Source organism: Rhodococcus sp. NPDC049939 (assembly GCF_040656415.1).
Classification (GTDB): Bacteria; Actinomycetota; Actinomycetes; order Mycobacteriales; family Mycobacteriaceae; genus Rhodococcus_F.
Map to the genome: position 1 here is coordinate 1516258 of NZ_JBFAMC010000001.1, position 22038 is coordinate 1538295.

General features: G+C 63.9%; 18 protein-coding genes. 11 read left to right on the top strand and 7 right to left on the bottom strand.

All coding sequences use genetic code 11. The annotated features are described in order from the left end of the window. Window positions 1-97: 97 nt before the first annotated feature. Together miaB and AB0I57_RS06990 are read left to right on the top strand one after the other, a co-directional pair. On the top strand, window positions 98-1633 hold the full coding sequence (gene miaB / locus AB0I57_RS06985) for a tRNA (N6-isopentenyl adenosine(37)-C2)-methylthiotransferase MiaB (protein ID WP_358333243.1): 1536 nt from the start codon (window positions 98-100) through the stop codon (window positions 1631-1633). Further along, window positions 1630-2235, top strand: a complete 606-nt coding sequence (locus tag AB0I57_RS06990) for a hypothetical protein (RefSeq protein ID WP_358331713.1) — start codon at window positions 1630-1632, stop codon at window positions 2233-2235. The genes miaB and AB0I57_RS06990 overlap by 4 nt, the downstream gene beginning before the upstream one ends. Window positions 2236-2263: 28 nt before the next feature. Here AB0I57_RS06990 and AB0I57_RS06995 read toward each other — a convergent pair whose 3' ends face one another. After that, entirely contained in the window at window positions 2264-3643 is a 1380-nt protein-coding gene (locus AB0I57_RS06995; protein ID WP_358331716.1) for a DUF349 domain-containing protein, read from the bottom strand. Window positions 3644-3850: 207 nt separating this feature from the next. On the opposite strand from AB0I57_RS06995, the gene AB0I57_RS07000 reads away from it, so the two are divergent. From AB0I57_RS07000 to AB0I57_RS07020, 5 genes are all read left to right on the top strand, one after another. Continuing rightward, a complete protein-coding gene (locus AB0I57_RS07000) occupies window positions 3851-4567 on the top strand; it encodes a class III extradiol dioxygenase subunit B-like domain-containing protein (RefSeq protein WP_358331719.1) in 717 nt (238 codons plus the stop codon). Further along, window positions 4564-5493: a tRNA (adenosine(37)-N6)-dimethylallyltransferase MiaA gene (miaA, locus tag AB0I57_RS07005; protein WP_358331722.1), complete on the top strand. Its 930-nt coding sequence runs from the start codon at window positions 4564-4566 to the stop codon at window positions 5491-5493. The genes AB0I57_RS07000 and miaA overlap by 4 nt, the downstream gene beginning before the upstream one ends. A 69-nt stretch (window positions 5494-5562) precedes the next feature. Further along, window positions 5563-6432, top strand: a complete 870-nt coding sequence (gene dapF, locus AB0I57_RS07010; RefSeq protein ID WP_358331725.1) for a diaminopimelate epimerase — start codon at window positions 5563-5565, stop codon at window positions 6430-6432. Between the two features lie 57 nt (window positions 6433-6489). After that, window positions 6490-7944 (top strand): GTPase HflX, encoded by a 1455-nt coding sequence (gene hflX, locus AB0I57_RS07015; protein ID WP_358331728.1) that lies wholly within the window; start codon window positions 6490-6492, stop codon window positions 7942-7944. Beyond that, window positions 7937-9061 carry a hypothetical protein gene (locus tag AB0I57_RS07020; RefSeq protein ID WP_358331730.1) on the top strand — a complete coding sequence of 375 codons (1125 nt, stop codon included), beginning with the start codon at window positions 7937-7939 and terminating at the stop codon, window positions 9059-9061. Before hflX ends, AB0I57_RS07020 begins: the two co-directional genes overlap by 8 nt. Here the strand turns inward: AB0I57_RS07020 and AB0I57_RS07025 are convergent. The 3 genes from AB0I57_RS07025 to AB0I57_RS07035 all read right to left on the bottom strand — a co-directional run bounded on the left by AB0I57_RS07025 (window position 9047) and on the right by AB0I57_RS07035 (window position 11181). Then, window positions 9047-9712, bottom strand: a complete 666-nt coding sequence (locus tag AB0I57_RS07025; protein ID WP_358331733.1) for a cyclase family protein — start codon at window positions 9710-9712, stop codon at window positions 9047-9049. The two genes, AB0I57_RS07020 and AB0I57_RS07025, sit on opposite strands and share 15 nt — an antisense overlap. A gap of 232 nt (window positions 9713-9944) precedes the next feature. Continuing rightward, window positions 9945-10202: an HPr family phosphocarrier protein gene (locus AB0I57_RS07030; RefSeq protein ID WP_358331736.1), complete on the bottom strand. Its 258-nt coding sequence runs from the start codon at window positions 10200-10202 to the stop codon at window positions 9945-9947. 211 nt (window positions 10203-10413) lie between these two features. Beyond that, window positions 10414-11181, bottom strand: coding sequence for a DeoR/GlpR family DNA-binding transcription regulator (locus AB0I57_RS07035; RefSeq protein ID WP_358333246.1), 768 nt, complete (start codon window positions 11179-11181; stop codon window positions 10414-10416). A 195-nt stretch (window positions 11182-11376) separates the two neighbouring features. Here AB0I57_RS07035 and ptsP point away from each other — a divergent pair, with 195 nt between their 5' ends. Further along, window positions 11377-13044 carry a phosphoenolpyruvate--protein phosphotransferase gene (ptsP, locus tag AB0I57_RS07040; protein ID WP_358331739.1) on the top strand — a complete coding sequence of 556 codons (1668 nt, stop codon included), beginning with the start codon at window positions 11377-11379 and terminating at the stop codon, window positions 13042-13044. 45 nt (window positions 13045-13089) lie between these two features. On the opposite strand, the gene AB0I57_RS07045 is transcribed toward ptsP, so the two are convergent. Beyond that, window positions 13090-14376: a solute carrier family 23 protein gene (locus AB0I57_RS07045; RefSeq protein ID WP_358333249.1), complete on the bottom strand. Its 1287-nt coding sequence runs from the start codon at window positions 14374-14376 to the stop codon at window positions 13090-13092. 262 nt (window positions 14377-14638) lie between these two features. Between AB0I57_RS07045 and AB0I57_RS07050 the strand changes: the two genes are divergently transcribed. Beyond that, entirely contained in the window at window positions 14639-15781 is a 1143-nt protein-coding gene (locus AB0I57_RS07050) for an acyl-CoA dehydrogenase family protein (protein ID WP_358331742.1), read from the top strand. A gap of 87 nt (window positions 15782-15868) precedes the next feature. Here the strand turns inward: AB0I57_RS07050 and lexA are convergent, their stop codons facing one another. Beyond that, window positions 15869-16600, bottom strand: a complete 732-nt coding sequence (lexA, locus tag AB0I57_RS07055) for a transcriptional repressor LexA (protein WP_358331745.1) — start codon at window positions 16598-16600, stop codon at window positions 15869-15871. 246 nt (window positions 16601-16846) lie between these two features. Between lexA and AB0I57_RS07060 the strand changes: the two genes are divergently transcribed. Both AB0I57_RS07060 and nrdR read left to right on the top strand, forming a co-directional pair. Then, entirely contained in the window at window positions 16847-17356 is a 510-nt protein-coding gene (locus AB0I57_RS07060; RefSeq protein ID WP_358331748.1) for a LysM peptidoglycan-binding domain-containing protein, read from the top strand. A gap of 175 nt (window positions 17357-17531) precedes the next feature. Further along, window positions 17532-17996 carry a transcriptional regulator NrdR gene (gene nrdR / locus AB0I57_RS07065; protein WP_358333252.1) on the top strand — a complete coding sequence of 155 codons (465 nt, stop codon included), beginning with the start codon at window positions 17532-17534 and terminating at the stop codon, window positions 17994-17996. Between the two features lie 45 nt (window positions 17997-18041). Here the strand turns inward: nrdR and hrpA are convergent, their stop codons facing one another. Further along, on the bottom strand, window positions 18042-21929 hold the full coding sequence (gene hrpA, locus AB0I57_RS07070; protein ID WP_358331751.1) for an ATP-dependent RNA helicase HrpA: 3888 nt from the start codon (window positions 21927-21929) through the stop codon (window positions 18042-18044). Window positions 21930-22038 lie beyond the last annotated feature (109 nt).

The following is a 22038-nucleotide window of genomic DNA, read 5'->3' on the forward strand; positions in this document are numbered from 1 at the left end:
CGAGGGTGCACCGCCCCTGGAGGATCGGTGTCCGGTTCCTGTCAGGTCGCCCGCAAAGAGGCGATTTGGTACGAGCCGTACCCTGGCACAGGTGGACATGATCGACCAGAAACCCATTCCGCACAGCGGCCGGGACGCCCAGCGAAGCTACGAAGTGCGCACGTTCGGCTGCCAAATGAACGTGCACGACTCCGAGCGGCTGTCGGGGCTGCTCGAAGATGCCGGCTACACGAAAGCCGCGTCGGGACAGGTGCCCGACCTTGTGGTCTTCAACACGTGCGCGGTGCGGGAGAATGCCGACAACAGGCTCTACGGAAACCTGAGTCACCTCGCGCCGGCCAAGGAGCGTAATCCCGACATGCAGATCGCGGTCGGGGGTTGTCTGGCACAGAAGGATCGCGACGTCGTAGTAGAGAAGGCGCCGTGGGTCGACGTGGTGTTCGGTACCCACAACATCGGTTCACTGCCCGCGCTGCTCGATCGAGCACGTCACAACCAGCGGGCCGAGGTCGAAATCCTCGACGCGCTCGAGGCGTTTCCGTCGACCTTGCCCGCCAAGCGTGAGTCCGCGTACGCCGGCTGGGTGTCCATTTCCGTGGGATGCAACAACACGTGCACGTTCTGCATCGTGCCCTCGCTGCGAGGCAAGGAAATCGACCGGCGCCCCGGTGACGTCCTGGCGGAGGTGCAGGCACTGGTGAACGAAGGTGTTCTCGAAGTCACGCTCCTCGGGCAGAACGTGAATTCCTACGGAGTGTCCTTTGCCGACCCAGAGCAACCCCGCGACCGGGGTGCGTTCGCTGCACTCCTTCGCGCATGCGGGGACATCGAAGGGCTCGAGCGCGTTCGGTTCACGTCACCGCACCCGGCCGAGTTCACCGACGACGTCATCGAGGCAATGGCCGATACGCCCAACGTGTGTCCACAGCTGCATATGCCCCTTCAGTCCGGTTCCGACCGTGTGCTGAAAGCGATGCGCCGCTCGTACCGGAAGTCGCGGTTTCTCGGAATCATCGACAAGGTGCGCAACGCGATGCCGCATGCGGCGATCACCACAGACATCATCGTTGGTTTTCCAGGTGAGACCGAGGAAGACTTCCAGGACACGCTCGATGTCGTGCGCCAGGCACGCTTCACCAGTGCATTCACCTTCCAGTACTCGAAACGCCCCGGCACCCCGGCTGCGGAGATGGAAGACCAGGTCCCGAAGGCCGTCGTCCAAGAACGGTACGACCGTCTCGTTGCGCTGCAGGAGGAGATCACGCTCGAGGAAAACCAGAAGTTCGTCGGTGCGGAGGTGGAACTACTCGTTACCGCGGGGGAGGGTCGCAAGAACGCCGAGACCGCTCGCATGAGCGGCCGCGCGCGTGACGGCAGGCTCGTCCACTTCAGGCCTGAAGGCAACCTCGACGGAAACGTCCGGCCGGGCGATGTCGTCACCGTCGTCGTCAGCGGAGCCGCCCCACACCACCTGGTCGCCGATACTCCCGTCTCGAGACATCGACGCACCCGCGCGGGTGACTCTTTCGAGAAGGGCATCACCCCGAAGACCCCTCCGATCGGCGTGGGTCTCGGACTGCCGCAGATCGGCGTTCCGGCTCAACTACCCGCTCAGATGGGATGCAACGCATGACCTCCTCGCACAACCCCGGTGGTACCGACGACAAGAAGCCGCGTGATGAGAGCGACCCGATCGATAGCTACCGCAAGGACTTCGACGCCGCAGAGAAGAAGGTGGCCGGCGAGATCGACCCTGGTGCGCGGGCATTGGTTGTCGCGGTCGCGGTCGTGATTCTGCTGGGCTCGATGACGCTGCCGCACTCCGGTATTGCCAACGGGTGGGAGGTGCTGGTGAACAGCTCCGAGGCTCGCACCGAGGCGATCGCGCTTCCGTCACGGTTGTTCGTGGGATTCGCAGTGGTGTTCGGTGTCGTCGCATCGATGCTGGCCCTGATCACCCGCCGCTGGGTATTGGCCTGGACTGCTCTCGCGGGCACGGGTGTGTCCATCGTGCTCGGGATGCTCGCCATCTGGTCGCGGCAGACGCCGCCGCCGGGTGTTGTGGCCTCCGGGCCCGGAATCGGACTGATAATCGGTTGGCTCACCGTCATCGTGCTCACGTTCCACTGGCTGAAGGTGGTCTGGAGCCGAACGGCGCTGCAGTTGGCCGCAGAGGAAGAACGCCGCGCCGCTGCCGCTGAAGCGGAGCGGCGCGGCGACTGGAACGTCGGCTGACGCCGGGCCTCGTCGAGGCCGCGAGCCTCTAAGGGCCGCTGACGGCGCCCTCCGCGGCCTCGGCCCATTCGCGCCACTGCTTGGCCTGCGCGAGGGCGCTCTCGGCATCCTTCGTCTTGCCTGCCGCGGTGGCTTTGGCGGCCTGCTCTTCGAACTGCGTGACGCGCTCCCGGAACTGCGCGGCGCGGGCCAAAGCCTCCGGGTCGGTGCGACGCCATTGCTCGTCGGCCGCGTCGTGAACCTGCTTCTCGATGGCCCTGAGCCTGCCTTCGAGGTCGTGTACCCGATCGCGGGGAACCTTGCCGATGGCGTCCCACTTGTCCTGGAGATCGCGCAGGGCAGCTCTCGCGGTGCCGATGTCCTTGGACGGATCGATGCTCTCGGCACTCTTCAGCAGCGCCTCCTTGGCGACGGCGTTCTCCTCGAACTCGGCGTCGCGCTCGGATGACGCCGCGTTGCGGGCTGTGAAGAACAAGTCCTGGGCGGCCTTGAACCGCTTCCACAGGGCGTCGTCGGCTTCACGCGGAGCACGCCCGGCGGCCTTCCACTCGGCGAGGAGGTCGCGAAATGCTCCGGAGGTAGGACCCCAGTCGGTGGAGTCGGACAGCGCCTCGGCCCTTTCGACGAGATCCTCCTTTCTGAGCTTGGCAGCCGCACGCTCGCGATCGAGTTCGGCGAAATGCGCCCCACGGCGGCGATTGAACGCCTCCCGAGCCTTGGAATAGCGCTTCCACAGAGCGTCGTCGACCTTGCGGTCGATTCCGCGAATCGTCTTCCACTCCTCCAGGATCTCCCGCAGCCGGTCGCCGGCGGCTTTCCACTGCGTCGACTCGGCGCCGATCTGTTCAGCCTCGGCGGCCAGTTCCTCTTTGCGTTCGGTCTGCGCCTTTCGCGACAGTTCTCTTTCGCGCCTGGCATGAGCGGCCGCCTCGTCCGATTCGGCGATGATGACGTCGAGGCGCGCTGCAAGTGAGTCGATATCGCCGATCACCGCCGCAGTCGGAAGGGATTCGGCGATCGCGATCGCCGCTGCCTTCGTCTTCTTCGCGTCTCCGGCGCCCGAAGTCAGCCGCGCCTCGAGAAGAGCTACCTCGGTGGCGAGGTCATCGAAGCGCCGGCCGAAGTGCGCCAGCCCCTCCGCCGCGTCGCCGGCCTGCCAGGAGCCGATCTGCCGTTCTCCGTCCGCAGTCTTGACCCAGGCCGTGCCGTCGTCGTCGACGCGACCGAACTTGCTGGGGTCGCTCTCGGCGGGGGTAGGAGGAGCGGAGAGTGCGTGCGTCGGGGTCGGGTGGGGCTTGGGAACACTGGGCTTTGCGGGTCCACCCGGTTTCGGGGCGCTCGGCTTTGGCGTGTCGTGCTGCTGAGCTGCAGGCTCCACGTTGGGCTGCGCATCGCTGCTGTCGGTCATCGGTACCTCATCTCTGCCGCGCGTCACGGCTGCCTGAACGCAATAACTGGCTCCATACGACCCGGGGGCCGGGTGCTGGTTTCCATTCAACCCAATACGGGCTCTATGAGCTATTGAATCAGGTAGGACCGTCGACGCCGCTGCCCATCAGCCGCGACACTCGGTTCGGATGCCGATCGCATGAGCATGGTCGACTAGCGTGGATATGTGCTAAATGCCGCAATCCTCGTGCCGTCGCCACCCCTTCTGGTTCCTGAACTGGCCGGATTGCAGACTGCGGCCACGGCGCCACTGAGGGATGCGATCGAGTCGGCTGCGAAGGCGCTGTACGCGCTCACGACCGACTGGGTGGCGATAGGTGCGGCATCTTCCTCGATCGGCGTCGAGCCCGGCGCGCAGGGCACCTACATCGGGTACGGCGCCAATGTGCGGGTTGCGCTGTGCCCCGAACCGGTCGGCGAGCCCGACCCGGAACTGCCACTCGCCGCGCTCACGGCTGGATGGATCCGGGAGACGTGCGCGCCCGCCGCCGTTGTCGACGCGCGGATACTGGCATCCGATCTGTCCGTCGAGCAGTGCGTGCTGTATGGGGCGGAGCTACGCTCCTTCCTCGACCGTGACAGAGAACCCCGGGGCCTGATCATCGTCGGGGACGGGGCCAACACGCTCGATGCGAAGGCACCCGGAGCATTCGATCCGCGTGCGAAAGGTGCGCAGGCGAGGATCGACTCAGCTCTCGACACAGGCGACCGCGACGCTCTACTGGCTTTGGAACCCGCCGAGTGCGCGTCACTCGGTATCGGAGGACGCGTTCCATGGCAGGTGCTGGCCGGAGTGTTCGCCAGGCCTCCGAGTTCCTGCCGGACGCTCTACAGCGCGGCGCCGTTCGGTGTGGGCTACCACGTGGGAGAGTGGCGACCGTGACGGAGCATGTGCCGATCGCGGTAGTCGGTCCGACCGGTACCGGAAAATCAGATCTCGCACTGGATCTGGCCGAGCGGCTCGGTGGTGAGATCGTCAACATCGACGCGATGCAGTTGTACCGGGGAATGGACATCGGTACCGCCAAACTCGCACCCGACGAATGGCGAGGAATACCGCATCATCAACTCGACGTGCTCGACGTAACCGAGACGGCCACCGTCGCGAACTACCAGAAGGCGGCGGCTCGCGACGTCGAGGCGATCTTGGGTCGCGGTGCTGCGCCGATCATCGTCGGAGGATCCATGATGTATGTCCAGGCGCTGCTCGACGAGTGGAGTTTTCCCGCCACCGACGCGGCGATACGGGCGCGATGGGAGGAGGTTCTGGCGGAACGGGGAGTCGCGGCAGTGCACGAAGAACTGAGCCGTGTGGACCCCGAGGCCGCAGCATCGATCCTGCCGACCGACGGCAGGCGCTTGGTCCGAGCGCTGGAGGTCGTGGAGATCACCGGTAGGCCGTTTGCGGCGTCTGCGCCGCGTATCGGCAAGCCGCGATGGGGCACACGCATCGTCGGCGTCGACCGCGATACCGCCGAACTCGACGAGAGGATCAATCGCCGCACTCGACTGATGTTCGAGCGAGGTCTCGTCGACGAGGTGCGGGGGTTGATCGAGGTGGGTTTGCGCGAAGGTGTGACGGCTCCTCGCGCGATCGGTTACGCCCAGGTCCTCGCTTGGGTCGATGGCGAATACGATCTCGGCGAAGCGCAGGAGCGTACCTTCATCGGCACCCGCCGGTACGTGCGCAGGCAGCGATCGTGGTTCCGGCGGGATGCGCGCATCCGTTGGGTGGACGGTGGCGCCGCGGACCTCGTTGACATCGTGGATCGTGCCCTCGCCGACGTCGGGGTGTCGGGACACTCGTGAACCGTGGCGCGCCTCCGCCGTTCAGCGCGGTTGGCAATGCGTCCGTAACCGTTGGATAGAGTGGTGCGCATGGACTTCAGCAAGGGACACGGAACCGAGAACGACTTCGTGGTCCTCCCTGATCTCGATGTCCGTATCGAACTGTCTGCTCCACGGGTCAGCGCGTTGTGTGATCGCCGACGAGGCATCGGAGCCGACGGAATCCTGCGCGTGGCCAAGGCCGGCGCGTTGGCGACCGCAGGTGTCCTGGCTGCGCTGCCAGAAGGTGTGTCCGACGACGACTGGTTCATGGACTACCGCAACGCCGACGGTTCGGTTGCCGAGATGTGCGGCAACGGTGTCCGCGTCTTCGCGCACTACCTTCGGTCAGCAGGACTCGAAGCGCGTGAGGAGTTCGTGGTCGGCTCGCGCGCGGGCGGCAAACCCGTGACCGTGCATTCCGCCGACGGTGCCAGCGGCGACGTCACAGTGGACATGGGCGCTGTCCGGGAGTTGGGTACCAGTACCGCGACCATAGACGGCAAGGTGTTCAGCGGCATCGGAATCGATGTCGGCAACCCGCATCTGGCCTGCGTGGATCCGCATCTCACAGCAGCTTCACTTGCGGCCCTCGATCTGACGGCCTCCCCGGGGTTCGATCCGGGCTTCTTCCCTCACGGCGTCAACGTGGAGATCCTCACCCGGATGGATTCCGGCGCCGTGCACATGCGTGTGCACGAGCGTGGGGTCGGTGAGACGCGATCGTGTGGCACCGGCACGGTTGCCGCGGCAACCGCCGCCCTGCGTTTCGACGGGTCCGATTCCGGCCAGGTCGATGTTCATGTTCCAGGTGGTCAGGTCACTGTGACGCTATCCGGTGGACGGGCGGCTCTACGCGGTCCGTCCACTCTTGTGGCGTCGGGGGACCTCGACGACGGCTGGTGGAACAGCCTGGGTTGATCGCTCGCGCGAAATGCGTGTGCATACCGCGGGCAATCCGTGGAATCATGAAGGTGTATGACGAAAACACATGGCAAAGAAGAATCGCCGATCTTCGACTCCGCTGAGTTGATCTACGACGACGATCGTCCTTCGGTCGGCGACATGCAACTCGAGGACCGCAGTGCACTGCGCCGCGTCGCCGGGCTGTCCACCGAACTCACCGACATCACCGAGGTCGAGTACAGGCAGTTGCGCCTCGAACGCGTGGTGTTGGTAGGTGTATGGACGCAGGGGACTGTGGCGCAAGCCGAATCCAGCATGATCGAGCTCGCCGCGCTTGCCGAGACTGCCGGGTCCGAAGTTCTCGAGGGCCTGGTGCAGCGGCGTGACAAGCCGGACGCGGCCACCTACATCGGTTCGGGTAAGGCCGAGGAACTCCGCGAGGTAGTCCTCTCCACCGGCGCTGACACCGTGATCTGCGATGGTGAACTGACACCCGCTCAGTTGACTGCCCTGGAGAAGGTCGTCCGGGTCAAGGTCATCGATCGGACTGCGCTGATTCTCGACATCTTCGCCCAGCACGCCACGTCCAGGGAGGGCAAGGCGCAGGTTGCGCTGGCGCAGATGGAGTACATGCTGCCGCGACTGCGTGGCTGGGGTGAGTCGATGTCCAGGCAGGCGGGCGGTCGTGCAGGAAGCAATGGAGGCGTGGGTCTGCGCGGTCCCGGTGAGACCAAGATCGAGACGGATCGGCGCCGCATTCGGGAGCGGATGGCGAAACTACGCCGCGAAATCAAGGGGATGAAGGTCGCCCGCCTTACCAAGCGTTCCCGTCGACTCCGCAGCAAAGCACCGTCCATCGCGATTGTCGGATACACGAACGCCGGCAAATCGAGCCTGCTCAACGCATTGACCGGATCCGGCGTCCTGGTGCAGAACGCTCTTTTCGCCACCCTCGATCCGACTACCCGCCGGGCGGCTTTGGACGACGGCCGCGAGTACACCCTCACCGACACCGTCGGCTTCGTGCGGCATCTGCCCACGCAACTCGTCGAGGCCTTCCGGTCGACGCTCGAAGAGGTCACGGACGCGGACCTGCTCCTGCACGTCGTCGATGGTTCCGATCCGTTGCCCACAGATCAGATCAAAGCCGTACACGAGGTGATCACCGACGTGATCAGGGAGAACGACGCCTCTGCGCCGCCAGAGCTCATCGTGGTGAACAAGATCGATGCGGCCGACGCGGTCACATTGACTCAGTTGCGCGGACTGCTGCCCGGCGCGTCGTTTGTGTCCGCTCGGACAGGGCAAGGTATCGCGCAGTTGCGACAAGACATCTCCGAAGTCCTGGTCCGGCCGGAGATCGAGATCAGTGTCCTGCTCCCGTATACGCGGGGGGACCTGATGGCCAGGATTCACTCGGACGGGCAGATCCTCGACTCCTCCCACGAGGAGGACGGCACACGCGTTCACGCGCGGGTACCCGAGGCGTTGGCGTCGGCGCTCGTTGAGTACGGCAGCAGTGCCTGACTGTTCGCGGTGGTCCACCGCAGTCGCAGTTGCCGTGCTCGCGGGCTCGGCACTACTCGCGCCTGCCACCGTCGGGTCTGCGCAGACGGTCCTGCCGGACCGGAACCTCGTCGACGCGTCGGAATTCGTTCCGGTTTGCACCCCCGATGACTCCGTTGTCGGACCACCGGAAGAGGCATCCTTGGACGAATTGTCCGGTTTCGTCTCGACCGGAGGTCTGCTCTATGCGATCGGGGACAGCGGTTCCGATCGCGCTGTTGCGGTCATGGATGCGAACTGCACAGTACAGCGCTGGCTTCCCATACCCGTCGATCCGTACGACGTCGAGGATATGGCGGTCGGTCCGGATGGTCGCCTGTGGTTGGCGGATGTCGGGGACAACGGGCGTAGACGCGACACTGTGGCTCTGATCTCGATGGATCGGGACACCGGCGTCGGCGAGTTGCATCGACTTTCATACCCGGACGGTCCACACGACGCTGAAACGATTTTGATCCAGCGTGACGGCACCCCATTGGTCGTCACGAAGGAATTGTTCGGGGCAGGCGGTGTGTACCGGCCTGTCGGTGACGCGGGAGTGGGCGGACTCGCCACGCCGGGTCCTACCCCGCTCGAGAAGGCCGGGGAGCTGGGCGCCCCGAAATCGGCCGGTGTCGACGCCGACGGGAGAGGGGTCACCGCTCCAGCGCTGAACTCGACGATGTTCACCGGTGGCGCGGTGTCCGCCGATGGCACCGTGGCAGCCGTGCGCAACTACTCCGACGTGTTCCTTTTCTCCGCCCCGGATGGTGATCTGCTCGCAGCCCTCACATCCGGTCCTGCGGTGCGGGCGCGGGTGCCTTACCAGCCTCAGGGGGAGGCGGTCGCGTTCAACGAGAATGGCGATCTGCTGATCGGATCCGAGGCTCGCGGAGGGCCCCTCCCGCCGGTCCAGATGCTGCCCGGTGCGGTGTCGCTGGTACACGATCAGGTTCGCGCCAAGACCGTTGCGGATGAAAGGCAGACGACGTCTCCCGGGGTGCTGTGGGGAATCGGGGTCGGCGCCGTTGCCGTGATCGCATTGGCGACAGCCCTCGGCTATCTCGTCCGCCGCCGTGCCCGTTCAACAATCCTCTAGGGCGACGGCACGAACGGGGGCACCGTCGAGTCCTGCCAATCGAATCGGGAATGCCGAGAACAGAGGGTTCGGTGTCGACAATGCACCGAGGTTCGTCAGGTTCTCGAAGATCACACCGCCGGCACCGAGGAAGACTTCGTGGAAGGGGAGGTCTGCGACCTTTGTCTCGGCGCCGAAGCTCGAGGAGTCCGGACTCGGTAGATCGACACCGACCGACCGAATCTGTTGGGAGACAAGGTAGGCGGCAATCCTGGCCTCCAGGAAGGGGTGATCGAAATACATGGGTGTGTTGAAGTGCTCGGACCACCCGGTCGCAAAGATCACGATCTCTCCCGGTTCGAGGTGTTCGAGTTGCGGGCTGACTTGATCGAACTCGATGCACTGCTGCCTTCTCGCGTCCCTCACCCGGATGATGCGCGATCTACCGTGGAAGTAGGTCAATTCGACGTCGTCGATCGTGGCAGAACTCTCGATTCTGTGCGACGGCGCGTCCACGTGAGTACCGCTGTGAGTTCCCATGTGCAAAGCGGATACCCGGAACCCATCGACCGGCACCGTCGCGACGGTCTCGAAGGAAACGGTTGGATCTCCTGGAAAGACAGACATTCCGGGCGCCAGAGGTTGACTCAGGTCGATGATGCGAACAGGCATGGTAGTTGTTCCTGTCAGTGCGGACGATACGCCGAGCTCCGTGGAACTTCGGTGGCATCCCGGTGGTAACCAGAGACACTCACCCGATCATTGTGCACAGAAATCCGAGTGCTTCGTGTTGCGATCCGAGCCGTGGTATTCGATACCAAGCCGGTTGGACCGCTTGTGCCGCACAGTATTCGGCATTGCGTCGATTCGCCGGCCTGCGTGATGAGTTGACGACCGGTGCGGGTCAGGCGTCGAGATCGGTCGAAACCAGTTGTGCCACCTTTTCGACGGTTTCCGCGTCTTCGCTGGTGACCGTGACATCGGTTCCCTTGGTGGCGCCCAGCGTCATGATGAGCAGGGCGGATCCGGCGTCCACCGGTTCGCCGTCGGGCACGGCGAGCGTGACGGGCACTCCGGCGGTGGTGACTGCTTCGGCGATGACTGCGGCGGGGCGGGCGTGGAGGCCGATGGCCGAACCGACTGCAACTGTGATGCTAGGCATGTACTCCTCCTTACCAGGGTTGGGGTAATCGGTCGAGCGGGTGGGACGGTTTGTCATGAAGGCCGGGACCGGAATTCCGCCAGAGTGGTTCTGGCTGTGGCAGAACGGGGCCACTCCAGCGTTGACGACGTAGGACAGCCGCAGCTCTCCTCCGGGTCGGTTCTGCTTGCGGTCTGAACTGAATTCCCCCGGATTCAGCCATTGGGAACCGTTAAGCGATTACCACTTCGACACCTTGATCGTGGAGACTCGTCCGATCTGTCGAATTGATCTCTTCGTCGGTCACAAGGATGTCGACGCTGTGGATAGGCGCAAAGCTCAGCAAGTGCTCCCGACCCACCTTCGACGAGTCGGCTACGACGACCACGAAGTTGGCGCAGCGAACCATTGCGCGCTTGACAGCCGCCTCGTCCGTGTCCGGCGTGGACAATCCGTGTTCGACGCTGAGCGCATTGGTGCCGATGAAGGCCACGTCGACGCGGAGGACATTGAGAACCCGTAGGGCCTCTTCTCCCACCGTGGCCTGAGTAACTCGGCGGACACGGCCACCGAGCATGTGGAGGGTAACCGAGTTGATCGCCGTGAGGCACGCTGCGATAGGGACGGAGTTGGTGATCACCGTGAGGTCGAGATCGCAAGGAAGTTCGGGAATGATGCGCCCTGTGGTAGTCCCCGAGTCGAACAGGACACTGCCTCCGGCGGGTGGGAGGTAGGAGGCCGCTCGCTTGGCGATCCGGTCTTTGTGCTCGGCCCGGGTGTGGTCACGCTCTGCCCACCCCGGTTCTGTGACGGTCAGTAAGTTTGCAGGCACGGCGCCGCCGTGTACCCGGCGGATGTGACCGAGACGCTCGAGCAGAGCGAGATCGCGACGCACGGTCTCGGTGGTAACGCCGAAAGTGACAGACAGGTCCGCTACCGACATGCGTCCGCGTTGGGAGATCAGTGTGGCGACTGCTTGCCGGCGTTCTTCCGGATACACCCTGTTCCCGTCCCGCCTCATCACAGTGGCCTTACTGGTATGACCACTATACGAGCATTTGGGTGATGTCACCGCTGAGGCTCGCCCACCACTAAATGTTTGTGGCATGTTGTTTTACGTCTGGCTGTGTTGATATGTCAAGAGCGCAGAGTAATCTCCGTCACGTGGGCGAAAGTGCGCCTTTCAGGAGGTCCGATGACCGAAGATCGTGAAGTCGTGCGTGGTACGCCGGTAGTTCCGGGTATCGCGTACGCGCCGGTGATCTGGCCTGCACCGAGACCCGAGGTAGCGTCCGGAATGCCCCGGATCGACGGGTCGTTGCGGGACGGTGAGAAGGTTCGCTTCGAAGAGGCCGCCAATGTGGTTTCGCAGCGACTGCATGACCGTGCGTCGGCGGTCTCCGATGACGCAGCTGGTGTGTTGCGCGCCAATGCCGCGATGGCGGTGGACCGTGGCTGGATGGGCGCGGTGCATGAACTGATTACCGGTGGTGCACCGGCGGAAGAAGGGGTGGTCGAGGCCACCGAGCAGTTCGTGACTCTGTTCACCAAGATGGGTGGGCTGATGGCCGAGCGCGTGACCGACCTTCGCGATGTTCGGGATCGAATCGTCTCCGAACTCTTGGGCCTTCCGGAACCTGGAATCCCGACGCCCGTGACTCCATCGATCCTCTGCGCCCGGGACCTGGCGCCTGCTGACACCGCGGGTCTCGATCCCGAAATGATCGTCGGTCTCGTCACGGCTCTCGGTGGGCCGACCAGTCATACCGCCATCATTGCGCGACAGTTGGGGATCCCTTGCGTCGTCGCGGTGCCCGGCCTCGAGACCGTGGCTTCAGGTGCGACCGTACTGCTCAACGGTGAGGCGGGCGAACTGATTGTGGAACCAGACCCCGACGAGGCTCGGTCGGCGGTGGAGCGAGGCCGTACCGAGCGGATGCGAATCCAGGCGTGGAAGGGTCCAGGTCGCACGAGCGACGGGGCGGCGGTACCCATCTTGGCCAACGTCCAGGACGGCGTCGGTGCGCGCTCGGCTGGAGCGACAGCTGCTGAAGGTGTCGGATTGTTCCGTACCGAATTATGCTTCCTGGACCGTGATTCCGAGCCCGGTGTCGACGAGCAGGCCGACATCTACAGTGAGGTGCTCGAGGCCTTTGCTGGGCGAAAGGTCGTGATCCGGACACTCGATGCGGGTTCGGACAAGCCTCTGCCCTTCGCTTACCACGCCGACGAGGCAAACCCAGCACTCGGTGTTCGTGGCATCCGTATTGCGGCAGACAACCCCGGCATCCTCAGCAGGCAGCTCGATGCGATTGCTGTCGCGGGTAATCGGGCGCAGGCACGTCCGTGGGTGATGGCCCCGATGATCGCGACCCCCGCTGAGGCGGAGTCATTCGGAAGACAGGTGCGTGCCCGTGGGCTTGTGCCCGGAGTGATGGTTGAGGTTCCTTCTGCCGCACTGCTCGCGGACCGCATTCTCGAGCACGTGGACTTTCTGTCCATCGGTACCAACGACCTCGCGCAATACACGATGGCCGCTGACAGGATGTCGTCCGATTTGGCGTCACTGACCGACCCCTGGCAGCCAGCCGTTCTGACGCTCGTCGCCCGGACGGCAGAGGCGGGAATCGCCGCAGAAAAACCTGTCGGTGTGTGCGGTGAGGCGGCAGCCGACCCACTGCTTGCCTGCGTACTGATCGGACTCGGTGTCACGTCGTTGTCCTGTGCAGCTGCCTCGGTTTCCGCGGTCGGAGCGAAGATCGGAACAGTCTCGCTCGACGAATGTCGCCGAGCCGCACGGGATGTGCTCGCAGCCAGTGATTCGGCGCAGGCGCGGGACGCGGCCTTGCGTTCGCTGGGATAATTTGCAGGCGTCGATCAGTCGGGACCAAGTGCCCGTTCAGTCCTGTTATCGGGCGTTGCCGAGCTTAGCGAGGGAGCGCATGACTGGGTAGCCGACAAGGATGCCCACAGACCCCCACGCAATACCACCGAGTTCCACCGAGCCGATCATCAGAGTCAGGTTCCCGATGCCCGCAACGAGCGCCACCGCGACGACCGTCAAGTTCACCGGATCGGTGAAGTCGACCTTCGCATCGATCCAGATTCGCACACCCAGGACACCGATCAGTCCATACAGCACAAGAGTTGCGCCGCCGATAACGCCACTCGGTACGGTGAACACGAGGGCACCGAATTTCGGCGAGAATGCCAGGACCACCGCAGTCGCAGCGGCAACCCAATAGGCGGCAGTGGAATAGACGCGCGTTGCAGCCATCACTCCGATGTTCTCGGCGTACGTGGTGGTGCCGGAACCGCCACCGAACCCTGCGAGTGTGGTCGCCAGCCCGTCTGCGGCCAGCGCGTCGCCAGTGACGTCGTCGAGCGAACGCCCCGTCATCGCCGCCACCGCCTTGACATGGCCGACGTTCTCTGCGATCAGGACGATGACGACGGGCAGGGTAAGGGCGATCACCGACCATTCGAACGTCGGCCCCCGCAGCTCGGGGATCCCGAACCAGGCTGCTTCCCGCAGCGCGTCCACTCGCTCCTCGGGTAGTCCGCCGATCAGGGCAGCGAACACCCAGCCGACGACCACCCCGACCAGGATGCCCAGACGTCCCAGCAGTCCCGGCCCGACGACCGTCGCGAGCAGTATGGACAGGAGTGTCACACCCGCTATCAGCGGCTGCGATTGAAACGAATCCACAGCCACGGGAGCGAGGTTGAGACCGATCAGCGCAACTACAGCACCTGTGACCACTGGCGGCATGCAGGCGTCTATGACCCGCGAGCCGGCAAGCTTCACCACCAAACCCACCAACAGCAACAGCACGCCGGCCGCGACCACGCCACCGAGTTGAGCTGCCGCACCCGATCCCTGCGAAGCCGTGAGCGGCGCGATGAACGCGAACGACGACCCGAGATAGCTGGGGATTCGGCCGCGGGTGATCAGCAAGAACAGCGCGGTGCCGATGCCAGAGAACAGCAGTGTGGTAGTGACCGGGAACCCGGTGATGGTCGGTACGAGCAGTGTCGCGCCGAACATCGCAACGACGTGCTGCATGCCGATTCCGATGGTGCGCGGCCAGCTCAGACGCTCTCCGGGAGAAACGACCTCGCCCTCGGTGATCGAGCGGCCGTCTCCGTGCAGCGCCCACCCGAAAGTTTTCGTGGGGGTGACCTGGTCACCCATTCCGTCCGTGCTCTGCAAATCAACTTCTGCGCGGGAACCGCCGGTTTCTCTCGTCACAGTTCGCCAATAGTAAGGGGAAAGTCAAGAAATCGATGCATCATCGCCGGGCACGTCACATTCGGACCGGACCGAGCACGTCATATTCGGACCGGGCACCTCATAGGTCATGAATCCCGATCGCCTTGGTCATTCACTGGGAAACTGCTCGACTCTACTGTCGTTAGCGACATACCCTGACAGTTGACTGACATGAGGAGTCGGTGTGGAGCGCACCCTGTTCGAACCGGAGCACCTGCTGTTCCGGGAGTCGTGCCGAAAATTTCTCGCAGAGCACGCCGAGCCGAACCACCAGAGGTGGGAAGAGCAGAACATCGTCGACCGTAGCTTCTGGGTCGAGGCGGGGAAGCAGGGCCTTCTCGGTATGGCGGTGCCGGAGGAATTCGGTGGCGGAGGAGTGCGTGACTTCCGGTACAACGCGATCGTCACCGAGGAGATCACCCGGGGCGGATACAGCGGTATCGGATTCACGGTTCACAACGATGTCGTGGCGCCCTACCTGCTCGACCTGTGCAACGACGAACAGAAGAAGCGCTGGCTCCCCGGTTTCGTCTCGGGTGAACTCATCACTGCGATCGCCATGACGGAACCCGGCACCGGAAGTGATTTGCAGAGCATCAGCACCCGTGCTGTGCGCGATGGCGACGACTGGGTCCTCAACGGTTCGAAGACCTTCATCACGAACGGAATCAACGCCGACTTGGTGATCGTGGTTGCCTGCACCGATCCGGACAAGGGCGCGCAGGGATTCAGCCTCCTCGTAGTCGAACGGGGCATGCCGGGCTTCGAGCGGGGCCGCAATCTCGACAAGATCGGCATGAAGGCGCAGGACACCGCAGAACTGAACTTCACCGATGTCCGGGTTCCCGCAGCCAACCTCCTCGGCGAGGAGGGAATGGGTTTCCTCTATCTGATGAAGAACCTTCCCCAGGAGAGGCTGTCGATCGCCGTTGTGGCAGCAGCCTCGATGGAATCGGTGCTGGACATGACCATCCAGTACTGCCGTGACCGGAAGGCTTTCGGCAGGTCGATCGGTAGTTTTCAGAACACCAGGTTCGTGCTTGCCGAACTGGCCACTGAGACGACGGCGGCTCGTGTCCTCGTCGACAAGTTCATCGAGATGCTCAACGACGAGAAATTGTCGGTGCAGGAAGCAGCGATGGCGAAGTGGTGGACCACCGAGGCGCAAGTCAAATTGATCGATCGTTGCCTGCAACTCCACGGGGGCTACGGCTACATGAAGGAATACCCAATCGCCAAGGCATACATGGACTCTCGGGTCCAGACCATCTACGGCGGTACGACGGAGATCATGAAGGAGATCATCGGGCGCGGCCTCAATCTCTGACGAGAGGCCGATCTGCGCGCTAGGTGCGCATGCCGAAGAGCCCCACGGCGCCGCCGCGGGGCTCTCCTGATTCGCCAGGGCGATCCGCTAGATCTTGCGCATGACCGTTACCACTTTGCCGAGAATCAAGGCATCTTCACCGGGTATCGGGTCGAACAGTGGATTGTGTGGAGTCAGCCAGACTTCGTTATCGGTGCGCTTGAAGGTCTTGACGGTCGCTTCACCGTCGATCATCGCGGCGACTATGTCGCCGTTCTCCGCCACGTTCTGCTGGCGGACCACTACCCAGTCACCGTCGCAGATAGCAGCGTCGACCATGGACTCGCCTACCACCTTCAGGAGGAACAGCGATCCGTGGCCCACGAGCTCACGAGGCAAGGGGAACACGTCCTCGATGGATTCTTCGGCCAGGATCGGGCCGCCCGCGGCGATGCGCCCGACGACGGGGACGAATGTAGGTTCGGGATGCGATTCGTCCCCGGTAGCGGATGTACCTGCGGCGGAACCGATCTCGGCGGGTGAGCCAGTCGCGACACCCACTGCCGTCTCGTCGAGGCCGCGGACATCGACTGCGCGGGGACGGTTCGGGTCCCGGCGGACGTAGCCCTTCCTCTCGAGGGTGCGGAGTTGGTGGGCGACAGAGGACGTGGACGTCAGACCGACGGCGTCTCCGATTTCTCGGATGCTCGGCGGGTAACCGCGCTCTCTGACGGATGTCTGGATCACCTCGAGGACGCGGCGCTGCCGCTCGGTCAACCCGGCGGCGGAACCGGCGCTCACGCGTGGAGCCGAACCGTCGGTCGAGCTGTCGTCCGTCATGGCGAGATGCCTCCGTTTGTATGTGGATGTGCTCGGTGCGGGTTGCGTGTGACTGCTGTGCCTGGTGACTCGAATCTAGCCCGCCTTCGCCAGAGTTTCAAACATCTGTTCGACACGAGTCGCGAGGAGAGGAGACATTGCCGGGGTGGCGTGGTAAGAATCGAACATGTGTTCTTTCGAACGCATGATCGAGTACCGGATGGAAGCTTGGCGAATCGGTGACGGAAACGAGTATCGGAGGTAGGGATGAGCAACGCAGTCCTCGGCCGGCGGTCGGTCCTCGACCGGCAGTCAGTTCCCCGGTCAGCGCACGTGCGAGGTGCGCGGTCTCGAGCTGTCCGGACTTACAGGACCGAGTCTCTTCGTCGCGTCGGTGGCGGTGATTTCCGACGTCCGCCTTCTGGCATCGTCGCGTATCGGTCCGCCCGGGTCGCCGTCTCCTGCTCCGATGGTGTACGAGAAGACTCCGAGGTCGGCTGGCGGATGGTACTGGCGAGCATCGCGATAACGGCGGCAGTATTTTGCGGACTCGTCGGAGTGGCTCAGCTTGCGATGGCGGATGGCATCGGTGACACAGTCGAAACGCAGATTGTTCGCGTCCGAGAGGGAGAGAGCCTGGCCAACGTAGCCGCGCGAGTTTCGCCCGGACTGCCTGCGGCTGAGGTCGTCGAGTACATCAAGGAACTCAACGCAATGTCGAATTCGGCTTTGCATCCAGGACAGAGACTGATCGTCCCTCTGTCGGCGGCTCCGTGACGGGCGCAGCGTGAAAGCCTCATCGAGCGGGCGGGTAGTCTCGGAAGCTGTCAGTTCCACCACATCGTGTGGTCGCTTCGGGATCGTGCATCCGCAGAGTGAACCGGTATTCGTCGGTTCGCCACCGGGGGAAGCGAACTGTTGCGACCGCGAAGGCTACGACGAAGGATTCGCCATGCACTGCCCGTTCTGCCGGCACCCGGATTCACGTGTGGTCGATTCACGAGAAGCAGACGAAGGGCAGGCTATTCGCCGTCGCCGCTCGTGCCCTGAGTGTGGACGACGCTTCACCACCGTCGAGACCGCGGTCCTGTCGGTCGTGAAACGCAGTGGTGTCACCGAACCGTTCAGTCGGGAGAAGGTCGTGCGGGGTGTGCGTCGCGCCTGCCAGGGGCGTCAGGTCGACGATGATGCCCTGAATCTTCTTGCCCAACAGGTGGAGGACACCGTCCGCGCATCAGGATCGGCCGAGGTCCCAAGTAATGAGGTTGGCCTGGCGATTCTGGGTCCGCTCAGGGATCTGGACGAAGTGGCGTACCTACGTTTCGCATCGGTGTACCGGTCGTTCACGTCCGCGGAGGACTTCGCCCGAGAGATCAAAGAGCTACGCGCACAGCGGGAATCAAGCGAAGACGCCTGAACCCCCTGCCATGCGTCGGCGCACTCTCGAAATGGAATCTGCGGGTCAGCGGACTTTCTCCATGGCACTGAGAACTCGCTTTTCCGAGACAGCGAACGGGGTTCCGAAGGTCTGAGCGAATAGGCTGACCCGCAGTTCCTCGATCATCCAGCCGATCGCGTCGACCTCGTCCGAATGGTGTCGCTCTTGCGGCAACGTCGACAGTAGACGTTCGTAGCGTGCATACACGCGGTCGAGGATGTCCATCCCCTTCCGGTCACGTTGCGCGCTTGCCGGCAGGGCTTCGAGGCGTGCAGTCGCGGCAGCGAGGTAACGGGGTAGTTCCCGGAGTCGGGACCCGCCCAGCTCGGCCACGAAGCCGGGGAAGATCAGGGACTGTCGTTGTTCGCGGACGTCGTCGGCGGCCTCGCCGCTGGTGCGCTCCAAGACTCCTGCGAGGCGGTGATCCGCCTCCAGCACCGGCAATATCACTCGGAGCAGCACCGCCACTCCCCGGGCCAACTCCGCTCGTGCAGTAGTCACCAACGTTTCGAACTCTTGCGGTGTGCGCACCGGTTCGCCGCGTGCGGAGATCAATCGGTCTGCTACGGCGTTACGACAGTCGTCGACGAGTGCGTCCAGGTTGCCGTCAGGGTTTTGCCCGAGCGCGAGTCGCTGTGCGTTGCTCAGACCGGACGTCACGGTCTTGGTCTGTGTGGGGACCGCGGTGAGCAGCAGTTGGCGCGTGCCTGCACGCATGGCGGCACGTTGATCGGCAGGCGTGCTGAGGACGCGCACGGCGACACCGTCGCCCTCCGGGACCAGGGAAGGGTAGCCGGTGACTTTCTGACCGCCGAGTTCTCGGGTAACGGTGGCTTCGAGTGAGCCGAGGGTGGCCGGGGTCCAGGTGAGTGCGGGTGGCCGCTCCGAACTCGATGCCGCCCTGGCGACTTCCTTCTCCACTCGGGGAGCGAGCGACTTCCGCAGTGATGCGAGGTCCTTGCCCCGACCCAGCACGGTGTTCTTTTCGTCCACGACGACGAACGTCATACGGAGGTGGTTGGGCAGCCCGGTGGCGTCGAAGTCCTCAGGGCCTATGCGGCAGGCGCCGAGCCGCGACAACTCACGTGCTATCGCGGTGACGAGTGGTTCGGATCGCGGTGTGACCGCAGCCAACGCGGCATTCGCGAAGTCAGGAGCTGGAACCACATGGCGTCTGAGGGCTTTGGGGAGCGTCTTGATGAGTGCGGTGACCAACTCGGTCCTCATGCCGGGAACGAGCCAGTCGAAGCCCACCGGGCGCAGACCCGACAGCAGAGCGATTGGGATGCGGGCGGTGACGCCGTCGTCCTCGTGACCGGGCTCGAACTGATAGGTGAGCGGGAACTGCATGTCCCCTTGGCGCCAGGCATCGGGGTATTCACCACTGAGGACAGCTGCGGACTCGCTGTTGACGACGGTCGACTGTTCGAACGTGAGAAGGTCGGGTGCGGTGCGCCTGGCGACCTTCCACCAGGAGTCGAAATGGCGGGCGGACACCGCTTCCGGGCCGACACGTTGATCGTAGAAGTCGTAGAGCGTGTCGTCGTCGACGAGTATGTCGCGCCGGCGGGCGCGGTGCTCAAGTTCTTCCACATCCTCGAGAAGTGCCCTGTTGGCGTGGAAGAACTTGTGTTGAGTCCGCCATTCGCCCTGAACCAAAGCATGGCGGATGAACAGCTCCCGGGACACCACGGGGTCGATGGAGCTGTAGTTGACCGCACGCCGGGCTACGAGCGGGATCCCGTAGAGGGTCACCCGCTCCCAAGCGGCAGCGGTGCCTCTCTTGGATGACCAGTGCGGTTCCGAGTACGTGCGCTTCACCAGATGCGGGGCAAGCTTCTCGGCCCACTCGGGTTCGATCCGGGCAGACATCCGCGCCCACAGTCGTGACGTCTCGACCAGTTCCGCGGCCATCACCCATCGTGGTGGCTTCTTGAACAGACTCGACCCGGGAAAGATGGCGAACCGACTTCCGCGTGCACCGAGGAAGTCGCGCTTGTCACCCTCGCGAAGCCCGATGTGCGACAGCAGTCCGGCCAGTACGGACTGATGGACAGCAGCAGAAGTCGCTGGGGCGTCGTTGGTCTCCCAACCGAGTCTACGGGTGATCTGGCGGAGTTGACCGTGCAGGTCCTGCCATTCGCGTATGCGTAGCCAGTGCAAGAACTCGTTTCGACACATCTTGCGGAACTGGTTGGACGACAACGTGTTCCGCTGCTCTCGCAGATACTTCCACAGTTCGAGGAAGGCGAGGAAGTCGGAGTTCTCCACGTTGAACCGGGCGTGCTTCTCGTCAGCGGCCTGCGCGAACTCGGCAGGACGTTCTCGCACGTCCTGGATCGAGAGAGCAGACACGATGACGAGCACCTCGGACAGGCACCCGTTCCTATTGGCGTCGACGAGCATCCGGGCCATTCGTGGATCTACCGGTATCCGAGCAAGTTCGCGACCGACCGAGGTGAGGACGGGGTGTTCGCTCTTGGTCTTGCGCTCGATCGCTCCTAGTTCCTCGAGAAGGCCGATACCGTCGCGGACGGCTCTCGGGTCTGGTGGTGCGACGAAAGGGAAGGCAGAAACGTCACCGAGGCCGAGTGCCGTCATCTGAAGAATGACGGATGCGAGGTTGGTTCGCAGGATCTCCGGTTCTGTGAATGCGGGCCGGGCCTCGAAGTCTTCTTCCGAGTAGAGCCGAATGCATATGCCGTCGGCGACGCGGCCGCAGCGTCCGGAACGCTGGCGGGCGGAAGCCTGGGAGATGGGTTCGATCGGCAGGCGCTGCACCTTCGTACGTACGGAGTACCGGGAGATGCGGGCATTGCCCGGGTCGACGACGTATCTGATGCCAGGCACCGTGAGCGACGTCTCCGCGACGTTCGTAGACAGCACTACCCTTCGCCCGGTGTGGGGCATGAACACCTTGTGCTGTTCCGCGGCGGAGAGGCGTGCGTACAGGGGGACGATCTCGGTTCCCCGCAGCCTCCGGTCGCGCAGGGCGTCGGCGGTGTCGCGGATCTCTCGTTCGCCGGACAGGAAGACGAGGATGTCTCCGTCACCCTCGGCGGACAGCTCTTCGACTGCCTCGCACACGGCATCTACCGGGTCACGATCGAATGTCTGCTCACCCACATTCACCGTGAGCGGCCGATAGCGAATCTCGACGGGGAACGTCCTGCCCGAGACCTCGACTATCGGGGCAGGTATCCCGTCGCGGGCGAAGTGTTGCGCGAATCGCTCAGGATCGATGGTGGCCGACGTGATGATCACCTTGAGATCAGGTCTGCGGGGAAGCAGTTGTCCCAGGTATCCGATGATGAAATCGATGTTGAGGCTGCGTTCGTGCGCCTCGTCGATGATGAGCGTGTCGTACTGGCGCAACATCTTGTCGCGCTGGATCTCGGCGAGCAGAATGCCGTCGGTCATCAGTTTGACCATGGTCGTGTCCGAGACCTGGTCGGTGAATCGCACCGTGTATCCGACCGTCTCGCCCAGCTCGCTGTGCAGTTCCTCGGCAATCCGTTCGGCAACGGTTCTGGCGGCGAGGCGCCGGGGCTGGGTATGGCCGATCAGACCGCGGACCCCACGGCCGAGCTCGAGGCAGATCTTCGGGATCTGTGTCGTCTTGCCCGACCCCGTCTCACCTGCGACGATGACAACCTGATGCTCGGAGATCGCGGTCGCGATATCGTCACGCCGCCGGCTCACAGGCAAAACGTCCGGGTATTCGATGACTGGAACGTTGGCAAGCCGTTGGGTCAGGCGTGCGCGTGCCGCCGCGATCTCGCCGGAGAGTGAGGCAAGCGCCTCAGGTGTGCGCGCACGATCCAGCCGCCGGCGAAACCGGTGCTCGTCTCTCAGGGATAGGTCGCCGAGGCTCTTCTTCAGTTCCGATCGGCTCGGTGATGTGGTGGACATGCTGGCGACAGCCTAGCCAACGCCTACCTCGATCCGAGTCGGCAGGGACACCTCGAGAGAGGTTCATCGCAGTTGAAGCGTGCGAACTGCGTGAACTGCGGCAAGTATG